Genomic DNA, 17,954 nt, shown 5'->3' with positions numbered 1-17,954 from the left:
CCGCTTCAGTAGTCGGTGCGGCGCTGCGCCCGGTCAGCATGTTGTTGCATCATCCGGGCTGCCTCGGTGGCGTTCACGCGGCCCTGATACATCGACGAGAAGCCCTTCGCCAGGCCTTCCCACGCGAAGGCCATGCCGCGGTCGTTGGGCATTGCGCGAGCGAGTCGCAACTGGTTGAGCGAGGCCTTCAGATTGTCGTCCGCCTTGGCGAGCGCTTCGCGGTACACCGCGGCATTGACCGGCAGCAGCGCGGTTTCGGCAAACCAGCGTCGTTGTATCTCAGGGCTCTGCATGTAGCGCAGGAACTTCAGCAGCGCGTCGCGCTTCGGGCCCTTCAGTGCGTTGCCCGGAAACACGAGCACGTAGCCCGAATACATCGGCACCAGGTTGCGGCCGCCTTCGAGCTGCGGCAGCGTGGTGACGCCCAGCTTGTCGCCGAGGGCCTCGCGCAGTTCGTGCATCGCCCAGTCGCCGTTGATCGAGTAGGCGAACTCGCCGGCAATGAAGCGATCGAGCGGGCAGTCGCCGCGACATTCCTTTTGCGTAAGTCCGCCGCTGACCAGCCCGAAATAGGTGTTCAGCGTTTGCACCATTGCCGGCGTGTTGAGCGTGACGCTGCCCTTGGCGTCCACCGGCCAGCCGCCGTAGGCGCCGTAGAAGGGCACCATCCAGTACATCTCGCCCCAGTTCATGGCCAGCGCGCGCACGCCCTTGGCTTCGAGCGCCTTCGCCTGGGTCGCCATTTCCGCGAAGCTGCGCGCCGGCTTGGCGACGAGGGACCGGTTGTAGTACAGCATCAGGTGGTTGCCCCAGAACATCGGCGCCCCCAGCGCGCGACCTTCGAACAGGCCCGATGCGGCTGCGTTCGGCACCAGTTCCCCCGATTTGGTCGCGGGGACTTCGGAGTATTTGAGTTCCTTGTCGAGCGCGAGAAAGTCGCTCGGCACCAGCGCCACGTCCGGCAGGTCGCCATCGGTGGCGTGTCGCAGCAGCGAAGCGCGCAGGTCGTTCTGGTTGATCCAGTTCGTTTCCACCTTGCCGGCGCCGGTCTTTGCGAAGTCCGACGCGATGGCGGCGAGCGCGTCGGCGTTCTGCTGCGCATTCCAGAACACGATCGTCGGCGCCGCGCAGAGCGGCAGCGCAGCGGCGACAGCCAGCAGCGCGACAAGGCGGCGAACCAGGGATGAAACCGTCATCGAAGTCTCCGTAAGCAAATCCTGTGGCTGCAGCATGCACGCCAGCGCACGCATGTTCAGGCATCAGGTTCTATCTACGACCTCGGCGCGGGTTTCTTCAATCGCGCTGGGTGGGCCTTTGCGACAGGTCAATCAAGGGCGGGCAGGGGATCGCTCATTTGGGCTTGCGCATCAACACGCCCGACACGGCGGCAACGCCGATCGGCACGACGATCCACCCCATCAGCTGGAGCAGGCTGGCGATGATCGTGGGCCGTACCGTGAGCGAGCGGCCACCCGGCAAGGCCACCGCCACCGGCGCCGCTGCGGGTGAGAGGTGATCCTTGATCGGCAGCGACACCGGCAGGAATTCGGCGATCGCCATGCTCACCGCCTCTTCCCCGCTCGCCGTGTAGGGGCCGCCTGCGCGCAAACTCTTGTCCTTCGGGTCGACCGTGCCGGGCTGTGCGAAAAAGAGGCTGCCGGCGACCACCAGGGCCAGCGAGATCCAGGCCAGGCGTACCGGCTGCACGCCGTAATTCGCCAAGCCCCGGTAAGCGGTGTCCCACAGCCAGAAGAGGCCGCGTTTGCCTTGCCGTTCGCAGCGCCGGCGTGCCAGATAGACGGCGTTGGCGCCCGCGTCGTTGCCGTTGCGACGCAAGCAATCCTCAAGCTGCCCGAAGGGTGGCCGCGCGAAGCCGTTCTTCAGGCGCAGGGTGCCCTCGGCGCTCAGCAAGAGCGCGAGCGGGTCTTGCATGTTGAGCTTGTCGTAACGGCAGCCAGTGAGCCGGATCGTCGCAGGCAGTCTTCCGCCGCTGCTGGCGCGATCGTCGGACGGCAAACAAAGCGATGCGAATGTCGCCTGCCGCAGATCGAGTTCGCCGCGGAACACCACCGAATCGAAGTGCGCATCGGACTGGATGCGACACTGGCGGAAGCTTGCGTCAGCGAAATCGCAGGCGGCGGGGTGGCGGCTGCTGTCCCGCCACAGCGCGTCGTCCGACGCCCACGCGCCGGCCTCGGTGTCGCTGAAGTCGGCAATCGCATTGAAGCGGCTGAAATCGAAGCTGGCGGCCTTGCCGAAGCGGGCGCGAAAGTAGGCCGTCTGCTCGAAGCGGCTGTAACTGAAGTCGGCGCCGGCGGCGAAGTCGACACGGTTGAAGAAGCTCAGGCCCAGGAACGTGGCGCCGAGGAAATTGGCCGGCGCCTGCGCCCCGAGCTTCACCCGCTGGAAGATGAACTGGCCGCCGACACTGGCACCGTAGAAGCTGATCGGCAGGTAGCTCACCGCATCGCTGAAGTTCGCCACCTCCCGCACTTCGCAATGCTGGAAGTCCACCTCTGCATTGCTGCCCACGCGCTTGCCGGGCGCATGGCTCGCCGGATCGGTGCCGAATTCGACGGCCGGTGCGCCGACATATTCAAGGCGCGCGTGCGCTGCGTTGATGCCACCGCGCAATCGCGCAGCGTGATCATTGGGGGCGTTGCCCGCGTGCAGGAAGAGGCGCGACGCAGTCGCACCGTACAGATCGAAGAGCCCCTCGCAGACCACTGCGCACGCGGTGACGTCGCCTTTCAACGCCGCGCGCCGCAGGATCAGATCACCACCGAAGCGCGACCCCGTGAAAAAAACGCCGCGCTGCACGTCGATCTCCGCGAACCTCGCCGTGCGGGTCGTGATCGCCTGCACCCACGAAAGCTTCTGGCCGACCACCAGCCCGGTGGCGTCGACCTGTCCGCCGATGCGGACCCGGTCGAAGATAGCCTTCTTGCTGATGCGGGTGCCTTCGATGTCGAGCGCCACGCCTGCGCGGATGCGCGCCTGAGAAAAGTCGGCGCAACCGCTGATCTCCGCATAGGACATCAGCACATGGCCCCAGACGCGGATGTCGACCATCGACAGCTCGTCGGTCTTCAGGCTGCTGAAAACCGCATCGCCGCGCACCCGCATACCCTGGCCGTCCAGCCACGCAGCCTGAAGCCCGGCAGCGGACACACCCTGGCCGAAATGGCTGAACGCGAGCGATACGCCGCGCCGCGCGACGACGTCGCCCAATTGCAGCGTGCCGCGCATCGCCGCGCGGCTGAGGTCGATGAAGCCGCTCACATCGGCGAAGCGCAGGCTCAGCGCGCTGTGCCGCCCGCTGCGTGCCTCCTGCAGCTTGATGTCGCCCGCCACGCGCAGGCGCGAGAGGTCGGCCTCGCCGGTCAGCACCGTCAGCCCGAGCCACAGACTGCCCTGGACCTGCGCTTCGGAAAGGTCCAGCGTGCCGAAGAAGCGGCAGCCCTGGAATGCCGTCGAGTTGCCAAAACGTACGCGGCAGAACGAGGCGCGCACGCCGCGCCGGAACTGGACATCCTGCGCGTCCAGCACGTCGTCGAACTGAGCATCGTTGAAGCGGCACAGCCGCTCGGGCGCATCCGCCGCGCTGCCGGGCGGCACGGCGAAGCGACTGCCCGCCAGTGCCACCTGGGCGCGAAAGCGCGCGGAATCGAAGTCGGCACCATGGAAGCGGCAACGTTCAAGGCGCAGGCTGCGGGTAAAGACCGCGCCGGCGGCACGCACCGGCGCCTGAAACACGCAATTGGCGAGGTGGATGTCGCCGCCGACCGCCGCGTTGGTGAGATCCAGCACGCCGGCGATGACCGCGTTCTCAAGCTCGACACGGCCGCCCGCAAGAATCGCCCCGGCAAGGTGCTGCGCGTCGACCATGCGGGTTGTCACCGGCTGCGTGGCATCCAGCACCACGGCCTGCCCCGCCTGCAGGCGGTCACTCACGCTGCGATTCATGCTCGCTCCCCCGGCGTTCGGACGGGCTCTCGTCCCCTGTCCTTACTTTAGTCGCCGTGCGGACGCCCTGCCGGGGGAGGTGCGTTCAGGGCGCGCTGACGAGCAGGTAGCCGCGGTTCTCCACGGTGTCGAAGGTGCGCATGCCGCGGATCAATGTGTCGACCGGCATCCACACCCAGCCCGCATTGGTCGGGTTCACATCCATCAGCAACACCGAATCGGATTCGCGGTCGTAGGCGCCAAGCGGCGAGATGTGTGCGCCGCCCGGCTGGCCCACCGCGTCGCGACGATAGTTGACGATCACGTAGTCGCCAGGCAGTTCCAGATTGCCGATGAGGTCGGCGCGAATCTGCGCGTCGGTCACCGTGGCGTCCGCAACGACCACTCGGGTCGCGGCGCCGTTTGCGCGCAGCGTCGCGGCAAGCTGGCGCAGCTGGAAGCCGCCGTCGTGGATCACCTTGCCGTTGATCGTCAGCGGTTCGCCCAGCACTTGCGCGCGCGACTTCGGTCCGCGTTCGATCACGCTTTCCTGCGTGTAACGGGGCAGGCTGAGGTCGAGACCTTCGGGCAAGTGTTTCTGGTCATCCGGGCGCAGGCGGCTGCGGTCGCGCGGGGCATTACCGCGCTGGGCGTACAGCGCGTTGAGCACGATTGCCGCACTGGTGGGGCCGCAGAAGGCGATGTTCGACTGCGGCTCGAACTGGTTGGCGAGGGCAGGGAAATCTGCCTTCGCGCCGGCACGGGCAAGTCGCCCGAGGCCTTCCGGCGAATCAAACGCAAGCAATGCGGCCGGTTCTGCGCCCAGCGCTGCGCTGGCGGCTAGAGCCAACGCCAGGAGCCCGGTTCTGAAGAAGTCTGTCATCGCATCCTTATCCGTGTGTGGAGGGCTCACGATGCACGATCGGCACGTCGGTGCCAAGGCGTGCATGACCGCTTGGCGCCGGTCCGGGGCGTGCCCCTTGCTCAGGGGGTGAGCGTCGAACCGCTGACCTTCGGCGCGCCCGAGCCGAGGTAGAAGATCCCCGGATAGCCCGCCGTTTCGAAGCCGGCGCTGGGGTTCTGGCTGAGCACCGAGTCGGTGATCGACAGGGTGCCGGTGCGGTCGTTGCTGACGAAGAAGATCGCGCCGCCGCCCTCCTTGGCGGTGTTGTTGGCGATGCGGCTGCCGCACACTTTCAGATCGAAGGTGTTGCCGTCGTTGTAGATCGCGCCGCCGCTGCCGCCGCCAGGCGTGCCGCTGCGCGCCGGGTTGGCGCCGTTGCCGATCGCGCTGTTGTGCGTGAACACGCTGTTGAAGACGCTGTAAGACACGCCGATCGACGACAACCCGCCGCCGTTCGAACAGCTGTTGCCGACTCCGGCGGCCCCGCCGAAGGTGCTGTTCACCACATACAGCGGCTGGTTCTGCGACTGGCTGAAGGCGCGCACCGCGGCGCCGCCCACGTCCGGCCCGGTGGCGTCGCACTGGTTGCGGAAGAAGCGGGTATTCACCAGTTTCAGCCGCCCGCCGCGCGCCCAGATGGCGCCGCCGCCGTCCGGGTTGGCGCCGGTGGCGTTGCCGTCGATGAAGCTGATGTTCTGCACCGACACCTGCGGATGGTCCTGATCCTGGCAGTGCGAGGTGGTCCACACCAGATCGGGGTCGCAGGTGTTCATGTAGAGGATGCGCGACTTGCCACCGCCGCTCAGGGTGACCTTGCTGCCGCCGTCGATGACGATCTTGGGGCCGGTGTTGTTGAAGATGCGCGCCGGGCTGTTGAGCGTGATCGTGACCGGCTTTGCCCCGCAGTTGAAACCGATCACGCCGCCCTTGGCGACGGCCGCGACGACCGCGTCACCGCTGCAACTGGCGGGGGTGCCGTCTCCGACCACGGTGGTCGGCTTCGATGCATCTTCCGCGGCCGCTTCGGCGGGAACGGCGCAGTGGCCGTCCGGGTTGCCGGCGGGCGGGAGCGTGTCATCCCATACCACCGCGCCGCCGGAACCGCCGCCCGGCGGAGTTGGCGTCGGGGTAGGGGTGGGCGTTGGCGTGGGTGTCGGCGCCGTTGGCGTGTTCGTCGAACCGCCACCGCCGCCGCAGGCGGCCAGCAAACAGGCCAGGATCAGGATCGATGCGCGCATGGGAGGTCTCCGGGAATATGCAGATAGCTTAACCCGCGAACTGCCCTGGCGCGGCGCAAGCATGCGTGACGAGAGCACTGCAGGCGCAGACCCGCGGCCAGCGCGCCCGGGTGGCACGTTTCCGGTGTCTGCTGCATCACTGCGGGCTTTGCGTTTGCGCACAGACGGGTAGGCGGGGTCACGGTAAAGTCCGCCATCGACATTTGCAGCCCCCAGATCATGATCACATCCCCCGCCGCCTTGTCCGCCCCGTTTGCCCAGCTAGTGGAGCGCATCCACGCCGAAGCCACGGTGCTCGACAACCAGATCATCAAGATCGACCACTTCCTCAACCACCGCATCGAGCCCGCGTTCATGACGGCGATGGGGCGCGAGATCGCCAGCCGCCTCGCCGGCTACCAGCCCGACATCGTGCTGACCGCCGAGGCCAGCGGCATCGCGCCCGGCCTGGTTGCGGCGATCGCGCTCGATGTGCCGATGGTGTATGCGAAGAAATACGCGCCGATGATCGAACCGCCCGCCTATTCGCGCATCGTGCCGTCCCCGACCAAGGGCGGCGAAACGCGCCTGGTGATCGGCAAGCGCTACCTGTGGGAAGGCGCGCGCGTTGTCATCGTCGACGACATCCTCTCGAACGGTCGCACCTGTCAGGCGCTGATCGAGATGGTGCGCGAAGCAGGCGCCGAGGTCTTCGCCGCCGCATTCATCATGGAAAAGCACTTCAAGAACGGCCGCGCCGTCATCGAAGCGATGGATGTGCCGGTGGCGACGCTGGCGCAGGTGGTGGGCATCGAAGCCGGCAAGGTGGTGATGGGCGGCGCGTGAACGCGCCCCGCTTCACCCGCCGCTTCGGCTGCGGTGTCAGCGCAGCCGCGAGCTGATGAACAAGGCCAGCCCCAACGCTGTTACCACGTCCTTGCCGTAGGGAATGTGCTCGAAGCCCAGCAACGTCACGATGAACAGCGGAATCATGGCGAGAAACACATGCGGATACCGCAGGCCCTCGCAATAGGTCCGCAGTTTCTGCGGCAGGTGTTTGGCGATAGCAGGTGACAAGGGCATGGCGAGGCTCGAAGAAGGGGCGGGCACGCGCGTTTTGCGGCCATAGGTGGCGGGCGAGCGCGGATTGTACCGTGCCCTTCTGGCGGACCGTTGATGCAGGCGGAACGCGGTGCTGTTGTTCGGCCGCTGCGCCAGCTGGCGTGGCCGGAGTGGCCCCCCGCCGTGCGTCGACGCTGTTTTGCGACGAAAGCGGCCGTCAGGTGCGCAGCGCGCGCAGTTCCTTGTTCATGAAGCGCACCCGCATCGCCAGCACGCAGGCGATGCCTTCGAAGATATGCGCGGCGGCCTCGCTCTGCGTGTCCGCCAGTTCGTTGAAACGCGCGCGCGACAGCACGAAGCACTCAACGTCGTCGAGCGCGGTGGCGTCGGCGGCGCGGCGCGACGGATCGAGGAAGCCCATCTCGCCGATGAAGTCGCCGCGTCCGAAAGTGCCGATATGCCAGTGGTCCTTGCCCTGCAGCGGCAGCACGACGCGCACGGAGCCGTTGCGGATGAAGATCAGTTCATCTTCCGGCCCGCCAAGATTGAGCACCTTGGTGCCCGCGGCATATTGGCGAGGCTCGATGATCGACGCGATGCTCGTCAGCGTGCCGGCCTTCCAGCCGAGCAGGTGCTCCAGTTCCGGCAACGAGAGCGGAGGCTCGTCTGACGGAATCAACCCGGGTTCGGTGCTGAGCATTTGGTGCTCGATCCATTCCAGCGCCTGGTCGAGGTCGCGGAAGGCCAGTGCTTTCTCGGATTCGCGCACCAGGCCCACTTCCTTCAGGTAGCGCTTCATCTTCAGCCCGCTGGGCAGGCCGCGCGGAATCTCGGTGAAGATCAGGTAGGCCCCGGCCGCCTCCAGCCGCTCCTTGATCTGTTCCAGCGCGTGCGTGGCGGTCAGGTCGAGCGACTGCACCCGTCGCAGGTTCAGGATCACGTAGGTGCGCTGGCCGATCTCCGGTTCCAGCGCCTGGTAGAGCTGGTTCGCGGTGCCGAAGAACAACGCGCCCTGCAGCTCGACGATCACCGTCTTGCTGCCGTTGCGCAGCAAAATCTGCAGTTCGATTTCATGCCGCACCACCCGCGAGAACATCTCGCCCCCTTCGAGCTTGCGCCGCAGCACGGTGCTGCGGGTCTGCTCGCGCAGGAACAGCATCACCGCCAGCACGATCCCGGCACCGGACGCGGCGATCAGGTTGAACACCAACGCGACCGCAATCACTGTCACGATCACCATGAAGTCGAAGCGGGTGGACTTGGTGCGGAAGAATTCCAGGCTGTGCCGGTCGATCATGCGGTAACCCACCACCAGCAGGATCGCGCCCAGGGCCGCGATCGGCACCCAGGCCACCAGCGACGACAGCAGCAGGAAGGCGAGCAGCGCGAATACGCCCTCGATCGTGCCGGATCGCCGCGTCTGCGCGCCGCTCGACACATTCACCAGCGACGCCCCCATGGTGCCCGCGCCGGGGATGCCGCCGAGCAGGGCCGAGGCGATGTTGCCCAGCCCCTGGCCGATCATTTCGCGGTTCGGGTTGTGATGCGACGCGGTCATCGCATCCAGCACCACGCAGGTTTTCAGGGTGTCGATCGATAGCAGGGCCGCCAGCGACAGTGCAGGCATGAAGATCTGCGCCAACAGCGCGGGGCTCCACGCGTTCAGGGCCTCGAGCTGGTGCAACATCGTGTCGAACATCTGCTCGGTCGTGAGGTTCAGGGGCCCGACGAGCAGCGGATTGTTCGCCGCCTGCCACAGCGATGGATCGGCGAAACCGAGCAGCAGATACAGCAGCACGCCGCACAACAGCGCCAGAATCGCCGCCGGCACCGCCCGTACCACCCGCGGCGCGCCCGCCATCACGGCGATGACGACAGCGCCCACCAGCAGGCTTTGCCATCGCCAACCGGCCGGATGCAACAACGCCTGCCAGAAGCTCAGGCTACTGTCAGCACCGAGCACGCGCGGCAGTTGCCCCGCGATGATCGTAATACCCACCGCAGACAGATAGCCGCTTACCACCGGGTAGGGAATGAAGCGGATCAACTGGCCAACCCGCGACAGCCCGAAGCCGATCTGCAACAGCCCGGCGGCGAGGCCGATCAGCATCAGCATCAGCAGCGCCGTTTCCGGTGGCGTGCCCTGGCGTGCGAACTCGACGGTGAGCGCCGCCAGCAGTGCGGCAGCGGGGGCGCAGGGGGCGGTAATCAGGCGGTCGGTACCGCCGAAGCTCGACGCGATCAGCCCCAGCGCCGTCGCACCTAGAATCCCCGCCACCGCCCCGTGCGGGCCGAAACTGCCGCCCAGCGGCGCAAAGATCGTCACGCCGAATGCGATCGCCGATGGCAGCGCCACCAGCATCGCCGCCAACCCGCCCCACACATCGCCCACCCACGCTTGCCGCGCGTTGTTCGTATCCATGATCAGCGTCCCGTGTTATCGACGGTCGTGTCCGTTTGCGGATTGGTCACGCTTGCCCCGCATTGGCAATGGTGTGAGGAAGTCTGCAGCCCGCTGTCAGCATAGGCCCGGCAGCGGGACGTCGGCATCAGATTGGCAAATGGATCGTGCGCGGAATTTGCTCCTGCTCAATAGGCCGGCTGTTCGGACGCCGCGGCGTCCACCACTTGCGACCCGCGCGCGGCGCGAGTAACGGCGGAATAGCGCACGCCGAACGCGTCTGCGATCTGCTGAATCAATTAGGTGTCGCTGGTACGGGTGTGCGCAATGGCGGCGTTGCGGGCGGTGCGGTCCTGACTGGCGGCAACGAAGCTTGCCAAGGGCTGTGCTTGAGGTCGGCGTTACGTCCGTGGCTCCTCAATGCTCTCGATTCCTCGCACCTCTTGGTGCATCTGCGCCAGAAACCCGTCGCTGCCCGCATAGGCTTGTCCGCGCAAAACGCGCTGCCGCTGCGGGCCTCCAGTCAATCGCCGCCAGCAAGCCATCCATCGCCAACCATGGCGGCGACGTGTCGGCGCCCACGGTTGCGAAGTACGAACGCCAGAACCGTCCCTCAGTATTGCCAGCCATCCGTGCGCGCACTCGGTGCAGCACGACTTAGCGCGCCAGTTCCGGCAAGCACGCATCGCGCGCCACCAGAGTCGCCGCGAAGTGCTCGTGGGATACATGCCCCACCCGGCGAGGTGGTCGCTTGACACGCTGCGTGTAAGCACAATTCAACGGCCGCACCCTGCCGACAGATTGTCCTCCGGCGTTTCGATCAACTGGTGGCAGGGATTGCGCATCAGGCACCACGCATGACACACACGGCTGCGCCGAAAGCACACATCGCCCAATTCCTGAACCTGCATTCGACGATCTTCGTCCGACAAAACAATGTCATCACGGCAGTCCCCATGCGAGAAGACGTAATAGAGCGCGCTGGAGAATTCAAGTCGGATAGCGCGCGTCATGCATCGTAGGGTGGCAATGAGCGAAAGTAAGGCCGGACTCCGGGGCTCGGAACTACTTGGTGAAGTTCATCGAAGAAATGCACCAAGCAGCCCAAATCAAAGGCTTTGGAAGGGTCGAAAAGGGATCAATGGAAAACCGGACGGAATAACCTTTTGTTTCGGCGCTATCCTTTATTGGGTAACGCGCAGATCGTTGAAGCCAACATCCAATCCAGGGTAGTCCGTGTGGAAGCCAATGTAGCCTCTGAGCCGGACTGCGGCTCTATATCTCCCAATCTGTATGCCATTAATGAAGTAAATCAATTCGTTGTCTTGGATTTCAACTGTAAGTTGGTTGGTCGCGCCATATCCAGTGCGAATTGCCGGATGAGGTGGCAAGTACATTTCAGTTGACGCTACTTCGTTCTCCCATCTATAGATAAACGATGCGCCATCACCACGTATGAGAACACCAAATGCGTTTTTGAATTCATCATCCGTTGCGGCAACTATCAGTCCAAATGGTCTGTCAATGGGTCCTGAGTTTAGTCGTATTGTGACCTCTATTCTTACTGCAGCTGGGAAATACCCAGCCTCGTTCAGGCGCATGTAGAAGGCAAGATTCTCGGTGGTGTTTTGTAGCGTGTACCATCCATCCCGATAAAGGGTCCTCCCGGAATTCTGAAATTGCGTGGATTTCCATCTTGGTTGTTTGTCGAATGTATCCTCGAAAAGCACAGTGCGCTGTGGCCGACCAACCGTTTGGGGTGTTGAGTTGCCTTGTTGCTGCAGCTGCTGCTTGTCGGTTGCCACCGGGTGGCTCTGCGGCGTGTCACGGGTTGTCGAAGCCTTCGGTTTCTGTTCGGCGGCGTTTACCATTTGCGCAAACAGGGAGACTTTCTTGTCTATAGGTATTTCGAAAGAATTGGCAATCATTCCGCAAAACAGGTAGATGGCCCGGAGGCGAACAATTGATTGCTCGCTTGCTGCGGCCGCTCCTTCTATGTTCTTTATCTCCTCGGTTAGGCGGCCCTCCACATTTCCGCCGGCTTTTGCTACTTTGAATAGAGTTTCGACGCTTCCGGTAATCTTTGCCTCCTTCTCCTTTGATACGGACTGCCTCGGATCTAACAAGGAGCAGTCAACTTGGGCTGCAGTAAGTTGTGGAATTAGTACGATCGCAATCGTGCTGCAGAGATAGGGGAGCGGGTGCTGCATATAGATCGTAGGCGTTGCCATCAATTTGCAAGATGGGGAGTGCATGATGAAAGCTTGGCGAATCCGTCTAGACAATGTCTCTATTGCGTGGATGATGGCGCCTTGTAGACTGTTGTGGTCACTGGCCGGAGCGGGGGGGATTGGGGTCTTGCATGAGGCTTCGTCGGGCTGCGCCACAAGGATCCGGGTACGCGTTGCGAAGGAGGCCGCTGCTAGGGCTGCGAGGACGAGCACGAGCGAGCCCGGCTCAGGAATGGAGGGAGTGGCGCCCACATCCCCATCCATCACCGCCCAGATATGCCCTGACAGGGTTTGCGATTTGAATGTCTGTTCGCCGTTCGCCATGTCGAACGCCCACGCGAAGTCATCCGGGTAGGGTGAAAATGCAGTGGCGGTCCAATACACGACAGGTTCGATGGCAAATTCAATTGCTGCGCCGTCGGGGTCGTAGACGGCGTTCTTTAGCCCCGGTTTGGGTGACCACCAGATGGGCCAGTCCCCGCAGATGGAGCCGGAGCCAATGGCGTCGAAGTAGGGTTGGCCGGGCCGATAGGGCATGCAGTGGCCCAGGTTACCTAGGTCGCGGTAATACATCGCACCCAATTCGGAGTGGCGCCCCCATCCACCGGTATCTGCAGTGCCGTAGTCGGTACTGCCGTTGTTGCTGAACGAGTAGTTGAATACGCCGCGGACCGGTGTGACCTTTGGGAGGCGCCAGTCGCCCCACGTTTTGTTCCGCAGTGGGTCGTAGTAGGTGAAATCGGCTACGAGTTTGTTCGCGGCGTTCCAATCCGCCGCCGTGCCAAACGGATCCGATTGGAGCCAGGTGATGTTCAGGTAATCGTCGTAGACCAGACCCGCGCCGCGATTGATGAGCATTGCCGACGTTGAGCCGGAGACCAGCGCACCAAGGACAGCCACAATGATGTTGAGCATTGCGAGATGCTTGCGCGATCGGGATTGCAGTGAGCGTGTGGGCATGTGAGGCTCCGCTGTCGATTTCCTGGACGTGCAGTGCCTTGATCGGGGCGAGCCGCAAAGGGCTGTCAGCGCAAGGCGCTGTCTGCTTCTGTTCTAGGTGCCCTCTTGTTTTGAAGCAAATCAGCATTTCCGAGAAATCCCGCTGAATCTGCTAGCGCCGCCGATTTGCTTAGGGGCCGGATATGACCAAGGTCAACCGCCGACGAGATATGCGGTTCCAGTAGTGACGTGGGGCCAGTTGCCCTGTTTGGCAGTGACCGGGTCATGACTTGCTGCATGGGAGCGTTGCCCAGATGCACCCTCTTTTGGGTGTGGGTGGCATGCATGCTGACCGCGGCGGTCAATGGTTCTGAAACCTGCACGCGAGATTCGAGACGAGGCGCGTGTTGTGTGTGCCGTTCGTCTGTGTGACGACGATTGAGTGGTTTCGCGCCCGAACGCAAAGGAAGGCTTGTGTCCGGGCGCGAAACCACTCTGATTGCAGCGATTACCTACCATCCTCCCTGTTCTGTTTGACGGTCAGTGGTACCGCATCATTACCTGGCCCTGGCGAGGGCGCGGCCGGGCGCACCCAAACTCACCGCAAGCGCAATCGCGATGAGTGCGAAAAAGACGCCCATCCAGAAACCGGCCGAGCGGGGCTTTGCTTTGCCCAGCAGCAGGAATGCCGCCCCCGCATTCGACACTCACCCCATCGATACGACGCCCCATGGGAACTGCCCGCTTTCGGCCGCGGGAATGCCGAAGGCGTAACCCACGAGCAAGGCGGTGCTGGCAACGCCGTAAAGACGTAAGAGCACCGCACTTTTCGCGCTCACGCCAGTGGCGGCCTCAAGCCGTGCGCGGGGCGCAAGGGGCGGCAATTAGGCGGTCGGTGCCGCCGAAGCTCGACGCGATCAGCCCCAGCGCCGTCGCACCTAGAATCCCCGCCACCGCCCCGTGCGGGCCGAAACTGCCGCCCAGCGGCGCAAAGATCGTCACCCCGAAGGCGATTGCCGGCGGTAGCGCCACCAGCATCGCCGCCAACCCGCCCCACACATCGCCCACCCACGCTTGCCGCGCGTTGTTCGTATCCATGATCAGCGTCCCGCGTTATCGACGGTCGTGCACGGCAGCCGTTCGCCCGATCCGTTTCATCACATTGGCAGGCGCGCGAACAAGTCTGCAACTCGTTGTCAGCATAGGCCCGCCCTTGGGCTGTCGGTATCAGCGTGGCGAATGCATTACGGGCGGGATTTGCCCGGGCTCAATAGCCCGGTGGATTCGAAGGCCACGACGCACGCGGCGACCGCGGTCGGGTAAGCCAGGCCGCGACCGCGCGGCACTTCAGGGCTATCAACGGCGTTGGATCGAGTTTGCAGTCTCGCCATCGCGCCGGAGCAAACGTTTGAACGCAGGCACGCTGCCTGACCTCGCCTCAAGCAATGGGCGAGGTCGCACTGTGCCGCGACCCGGCAGCGTCAGAACCAGAGATCCCGTAAGCGCCGACCGTCGCGGGGCAAGTCGTCGAAGGAATCCAGACCGTCGAAGTGATCGATTGGCAAGGACGCGATTGGACCGGGTTCAGTGAGGCGCAGGTTCACAGCGATGCGCCGCCGGCCTTCATCGTCGACTCTCTGAGCCCGCCAGAAGGCGACACAACCACAGGTCGGGCAGAAGTGAAACTCGATGGCCTTGCCCCGTGTGTAGCACTTGCTCGGCCCGGCGACCGTGATGCCTTCATTCTCGAAGTCGTAAGCCCACAAGCTGCCATAGCGACGACAGACGGTGCAATTGCATGCGGTCGCTGATTCGGGCATTCCGGCAAAGGTCCACGAAACGGCCCCGCAGTGACAAGAACCCTTGAGCAAGATCGTCTCCTTCAGAGGGAAGTCAAAACGTCTGCAATCTACCCGCTGCGGCTAGCGCGGCCTAGGCTTGTCGGCCTGGTTCGCCTGCTTTTGCGGGGGCATAGCGCAAGCGATAGCGAATGAGGCTGAGCGCAATTGAAAAAGCACCGGCAGCGGAGACCCATATGAACACGGTAGCGCCGAGGCCCCAGTCCTTCCACGCACCGGTGGCACCGAAGTAGGCAATAAGAATCGCCGCCAGACCGTTGCTCGCGATGCCCATGTGCATTGTGTCAAAGGGAATCTGTCCGCTTTCAATGCTTCGCAATCCGCCGTAATAGCCCACGAGTAATGCCAGATACGCAGCGCCGAGAAGGCGTGCAATGGCAATGGGCTCCGGACTCGGCACGCCAAGCGCAACGAACCACGAACCGGGGAACAGCAAAAGAGGAATGCACCAGAAAATCGCGGTGATTGCGATCTTGCGTTTCAGCAGGCCTTTGAGTCCGCGCATCTGCGCTCCTTTGGTGTGAGGCTTTAGAAGCAAAGTGGAAGGTAACCGGCGCCCGAGCGCCAGCCGAGGTGACCCAAACTGCGCAGCAGTTTGGGGGGCCGGTTGGGTGACAAACTGGGCCGCGCCTTTAGCGGTGTGGCGCAGCGGTGGGTCATATGTCGACCTCGAAGTACGCGCTGCCTCCTGTTTCACCGAGTTGCAGCAAGGCAGCGTGAATCTTTGTCAGCACAGAGCCAATGGCACGTTTCGACGGAAACTTGCGTCCGGGAGTCTGTAACGCTCCGATCAGCGCGTGGACTGTGCTCAGGATTCGACTGGTGGAACCGAGACCGCAGCCTTCTTCATCAGGGAGTGCAATAAAGGTTGATAACGGTTCCACGCCGATTTCCAACGCCAGGTCATCGAGCTTGTTCCATGCTTTCCCCAAGTCTTGGGCTTCGCCATCATCGAAGGCGACGGGCACTGGATGCGTGACCAGATACATGGGGCGGGTCGAAGTACGGAGGAAACGCAGTGCTTCACGCTGTAATTGGCGTATTTCGGTCTTGAAGCCCGCGTCACCGATGGCGCCAATCCAGGCGGCGGCAAAGGATTCCTCGTGCCCTTGAATATCGCGAGCAGCATCCGCGATGTCCGGAGGCATGTGCGCCAACTGAAGTCGCGCCGACACGAGGACATATGCAAAGTGCGAGCGAGCGTGTGCCTTTAACACGCCCTCGGAATCTGCTTGACGCAGATAGAGGCTGTTAACGTTGTCCTCCAGGTCGGTCTTGCTTGGGCCCATAGCGTTGATGGCTGCGACCCTCGCCTTCGAATAGATCTCGCCGCGAGCGTGTCGCTTGGCAACAGCGTCCTTCGAGAAAGAATCACGGCGTTGCATGAGAACGTCGCGCAGTGCAATCAAGCGTTCGACTTTCGCACGCTGTTCGGGCGTTTTTGCCTTCTCTAGAGCAATCGCCAAAGCCCGCTCTTCCATGTAATGAGCAAGCGTAGTGTCAATCGGGGGTTCGTCAGCGGGGGCGTGGGCCATAGATAGGAAGTGGTGTCGGCTATCTGCTGTTGAAAGGCATAACGTTCGACGTGTGCGGCGGGGTGCTTTTCGTCCAGTCTGTGATCATGTCTTCGATTGAGGCGCCTCTGTCGCCGGCTCGACGTTCATTGCGCTGGGGTCTCGGATCGTTTTAGGTGGTGTTCTGCCTTAATGCAAAGCAAAAAACCTGAAAGCGCCCCCAATCTACCAGTGAGTTCCCGCAATCAAAATCCGAGCGAGATGCCTGTCAAGCCTGCGTCGGTCGATCAGAGTCGGTCGGCGGCCGCCGGGCGGAGATCGCCGAGACGATCCGCAGGCATCAGTTGGTGATCGTTGGCGGCGAGACCGGCTCGGGCAGGATGACGCAGCAGTCGAAGATCTGCCTTGAACTTGGGCGGGCTGATCGGCCATACGCAGCCGCAGCGACATGTCGTCGCCTCTGAGCTCTTCACGCGGGCAGGCATGACGGAGGGCCCGAAACTAGAGGCCGATCACTTTTGCGCTGGCCAAGCTTCCTGCTCGCCAGAGCCCCGGAATCGTTCTGAGTCTGTTCAGCAGGGCCAGTATTGGTCGCTTGATTCTGGAGCTCGAAATCGCTCGATTCGCTGCGGATTCGATTGCGGCGTTGCCCTTTGACCGGGCGGCATCGCGGATTTCGTAGAAGAAGGCCTCGTCGCTTGCGTCTGCCAGATAGGTCTTGCGAGTGCGATCCAGACTGAACGGTTCGGCGAACGGCAGCTTCTCTTGCGAAACGCCTGTCAATTGCAGGGTGGCCATAGTTCGTATGCATTTCGCACATACGCCGCAGTTGTCGGCCGACCCATTCGCGTAGCACACATGAAGGTGTTCAAGCGCCACGTCGTGGTTTGCAATGAACGCAGTCTTCTCGACCCGGTCGTACATGGCGGCGTCATGCTTCACGTCGAGACTGGAGGTCGAGAACAAGGGATCGGTGAGGGGGTGAGACCCCCAAGGGAACAGGGCGCCGTATGAATACGATGATCCAATCAGGATCTTTCCAAAGCGGTGCTCCAGCAACATGCCGATGCTTGCCAGCGCCGCACCGTGACACAGTCTTCCCCAAGCCTTCGCCCATGGGGAACCCGGCCGGCGCAGGTTGGTTCGCACCACAATCAGGTCGCGAGAGATGCTGCGTGCCGCGCGTTCAAGAAGTGCCTTCATCTTCAGGAATTCATGACCGTGCGCGAGCGGGATGTCGAAGCCGTGCACGAAGATCAGGTCATCTACCGTTCCGATTGCATCCGGATACTGATCCGGCGCATGGCGCATCGTGGTGAACCAAGAGTCGACCCCGCCAGAGAAAAAGACTGCAGTTCGTTTTGCAGAATCCGGGCGCAAGGTTGCTTTCGGGGCCTGCACGTTAACGGTTTGCAATTCGGGGTGCCACTGACGCCACTGCATTTGGAGGCCCTTGATGTTTTCAAGGAGCGCGGGGTCAACAGGCAGGCTTAGCGAAATTGCTTCTCCTGTCTGCATCGCGTACGGAAGCATCACGAGTACCCAAGGGTTTCCGCCGCGGCTGATTTGGTCCGCCAAATGCGCAGGCACTTCGAACCAGACTTCAAAGTCACTGCCATTCGCCGGCTTCAGGGTCGCACTGATCCGGGCATGGCCAGCGAGGTCTGGAGACGAACTCTCACGCAATTCAACCAGTTCCATTCTCTGCTTCTTCCGACGGGGGGGCGGCTGGGCCTGCGGGCCAGAAGTCTTCAAGAGTCTTGCGCAGGACAACGTATCGCAGACTCGAAAATCCCTGAAAACCGGCTCAAAGGCGTGAATCGTCGAATGGATTGTGTGATGTGCTTCACGGATCGCATGTCTGCGCGTCATTGATTCAGTG

General features: G+C 63.0%; 15 protein-coding genes. 1 reads left to right on the top strand and 14 read right to left on the bottom strand.

The window, feature by feature from the left end; genetic code table 11:
* Positions 1-5: 5 nt before the first annotated feature.
* From GGR36_RS09745 to GGR36_RS09730, 4 genes are all read right to left on the bottom strand, one after another.
* Positions 6-1,196: a sugar ABC transporter substrate-binding protein gene (locus GGR36_RS09745; protein WP_183634397.1), complete on the bottom strand. Its 1,191-nt coding sequence runs from the start codon at positions 1,194-1,196 to the stop codon at positions 6-8.
* 154 nt (positions 1,197-1,350) lie between these two features.
* A complete protein-coding gene (locus GGR36_RS09740; protein ID WP_207064255.1) occupies positions 1,351-3,966 on the bottom strand; it encodes a pentapeptide repeat-containing protein in 2,616 nt (871 codons plus the stop codon).
* A gap of 85 nt (positions 3,967-4,051) precedes the next feature.
* On the bottom strand, positions 4,052-4,828 hold the full coding sequence (locus GGR36_RS09735) for a phytochelatin synthase family protein (protein WP_183634395.1): 777 nt from the start codon (positions 4,826-4,828) through the stop codon (positions 4,052-4,054).
* A gap of 101 nt (positions 4,829-4,929) precedes the next feature.
* Entirely contained in the window at positions 4,930-6,087 is a 1,158-nt protein-coding gene (locus GGR36_RS09730; RefSeq protein ID WP_207064256.1) for a hypothetical protein, read from the bottom strand.
* Positions 6,088-6,306: 219 nt separating this feature from the next.
* Between GGR36_RS09730 and GGR36_RS09725 the strand changes: the two genes are divergently transcribed.
* The gene (locus tag GGR36_RS09725) at positions 6,307-6,912 is read left to right on the top strand and encodes a phosphoribosyltransferase family protein (RefSeq protein WP_183634394.1); all 606 of its coding nucleotides are present in this window, start codon (positions 6,307-6,309) and stop codon (positions 6,910-6,912) included.
* Positions 6,913-6,948: 36 nt separating this feature from the next.
* Here GGR36_RS09725 and GGR36_RS09720 read toward each other — a convergent pair whose 3' ends face one another.
* The 10 genes from GGR36_RS09720 to GGR36_RS09680 all read right to left on the bottom strand — a co-directional run bounded on the left by GGR36_RS09720 (position 6,949) and on the right by GGR36_RS09680 (position 17,773).
* On the bottom strand, positions 6,949-7,149 hold the full coding sequence (locus GGR36_RS09720; RefSeq protein WP_207064257.1) for a hypothetical protein: 201 nt from the start codon (positions 7,147-7,149) through the stop codon (positions 6,949-6,951).
* A gap of 196 nt (positions 7,150-7,345) precedes the next feature.
* A complete protein-coding gene (locus GGR36_RS09715; protein WP_183634392.1) occupies positions 7,346-9,550 on the bottom strand; it encodes an SLC26A/SulP transporter family protein in 2,205 nt (734 codons plus the stop codon).
* A gap of 755 nt (positions 9,551-10,305) precedes the next feature.
* Entirely contained in the window at positions 10,306-10,542 is a 237-nt protein-coding gene (locus GGR36_RS09710; protein ID WP_183634391.1) for a hypothetical protein, read from the bottom strand.
* Between the two features lie 171 nt (positions 10,543-10,713).
* Positions 10,714-12,675, bottom strand: coding sequence for an Lcl C-terminal domain-containing protein (locus GGR36_RS09705; RefSeq protein WP_183634390.1), 1,962 nt, complete (start codon positions 12,673-12,675; stop codon positions 10,714-10,716).
* Positions 12,676-13,406: 731 nt separating this feature from the next.
* A complete protein-coding gene (locus tag GGR36_RS22100; protein WP_276509969.1) occupies positions 13,407-13,538 on the bottom strand; it encodes a hypothetical protein in 132 nt (43 codons plus the stop codon).
* A gap of 13 nt (positions 13,539-13,551) precedes the next feature.
* On the bottom strand, positions 13,552-13,797 hold the full coding sequence (locus GGR36_RS09700) for a hypothetical protein (protein ID WP_183634389.1): 246 nt from the start codon (positions 13,795-13,797) through the stop codon (positions 13,552-13,554).
* A gap of 383 nt (positions 13,798-14,180) precedes the next feature.
* The gene (locus GGR36_RS09695) at positions 14,181-14,570 is read right to left on the bottom strand and encodes a GFA family protein (protein WP_183634388.1); all 390 of its coding nucleotides are present in this window, start codon (positions 14,568-14,570) and stop codon (positions 14,181-14,183) included.
* Positions 14,571-14,631: 61 nt separating this feature from the next.
* On the bottom strand, positions 14,632-15,063 hold the full coding sequence (locus tag GGR36_RS09690; protein WP_183634387.1) for a hypothetical protein: 432 nt from the start codon (positions 15,061-15,063) through the stop codon (positions 14,632-14,634).
* A gap of 151 nt (positions 15,064-15,214) precedes the next feature.
* Positions 15,215-16,039: a hypothetical protein gene (locus GGR36_RS09685; RefSeq protein WP_183634386.1), complete on the bottom strand. Its 825-nt coding sequence runs from the start codon at positions 16,037-16,039 to the stop codon at positions 15,215-15,217.
* A gap of 534 nt (positions 16,040-16,573) precedes the next feature.
* Entirely contained in the window at positions 16,574-17,773 is a 1,200-nt protein-coding gene (locus tag GGR36_RS09680) for a hypothetical protein (protein WP_183634385.1), read from the bottom strand.
* Positions 17,774-17,954 lie beyond the last annotated feature (181 nt).

Origin of the sequence: Niveibacterium umoris (assembly GCF_014197015.1) — a bacterium.
GTDB classification, from domain to species: domain Bacteria; phylum Pseudomonadota; class Gammaproteobacteria; order Burkholderiales; family Rhodocyclaceae; genus Niveibacterium; species Niveibacterium umoris.
This window is presented reverse-complemented; position numbering and strand designations above follow the sequence as displayed.

Bases quoted from the DNA above. Each gene is read 5' to 3' on its own strand.
- GGR36_RS09700 (WP_183634389.1), bottom strand. From the start codon at position 13,797: ATGGATACGAACAACGCGCGGCAAGCGTGGGTGGGCGATGTGTGGGGC.
- GGR36_RS09740 (WP_207064255.1), bottom strand. From the start codon at position 3,966: ATGAATCGCAGCGTGAGTGACCGCCTGCAGGCGGGGCAGGCCGTGGTG.
- GGR36_RS09730 (WP_207064256.1), bottom strand. From the start codon at position 6,087: ATGCGCGCATCGATCCTGATCCTGGCCTGTTTGCTGGCCGCCTGCGGC.
- GGR36_RS09690 (WP_183634387.1), bottom strand. From the start codon at position 15,063: ATGCGCGGACTCAAAGGCCTGCTGAAACGCAAGATCGCAATCACCGCG.
- GGR36_RS09745 (WP_183634397.1), bottom strand. From the start codon at position 1,196: ATGACGGTTTCATCCCTGGTTCGCCGCCTTGTCGCGCTGCTGGCTGTC.
- GGR36_RS09710 (WP_183634391.1), bottom strand. From the start codon at position 10,542: ATGACGCGCGCTATCCGACTTGAATTCTCCAGCGCGCTCTATTACGTC.
- GGR36_RS09705 (WP_183634390.1), bottom strand. From the start codon at position 12,675: ATGCTCAACATCATTGTGGCTGTCCTTGGTGCGCTGGTCTCCGGCTCA.
- GGR36_RS09725 (WP_183634394.1), top strand. From the start codon at position 6,307: ATGATCACATCCCCCGCCGCCTTGTCCGCCCCGTTTGCCCAGCTAGTG.
- GGR36_RS09685 (WP_183634386.1), bottom strand. From the start codon at position 16,039: ATGGAAGAGCGGGCTTTGGCGATTGCTCTAGAGAAGGCAAAAACGCCC.
- GGR36_RS09715 (WP_183634392.1), bottom strand. From the start codon at position 9,550: ATGGATACGAACAACGCGCGGCAAGCGTGGGTGGGCGATGTGTGGGGC.
- GGR36_RS09720 (WP_207064257.1), bottom strand. From the start codon at position 7,149: ATGCCCTTGTCACCTGCTATCGCCAAACACCTGCCGCAGAAACTGCGG.
- GGR36_RS09680 (WP_183634385.1), bottom strand. From the start codon at position 17,773: ATGGAACTGGTTGAATTGCGTGAGAGTTCGTCTCCAGACCTCGCTGGC.
- GGR36_RS09735 (WP_183634395.1), bottom strand. From the start codon at position 4,828: ATGACAGACTTCTTCAGAACCGGGCTCCTGGCGTTGGCTCTAGCCGCC.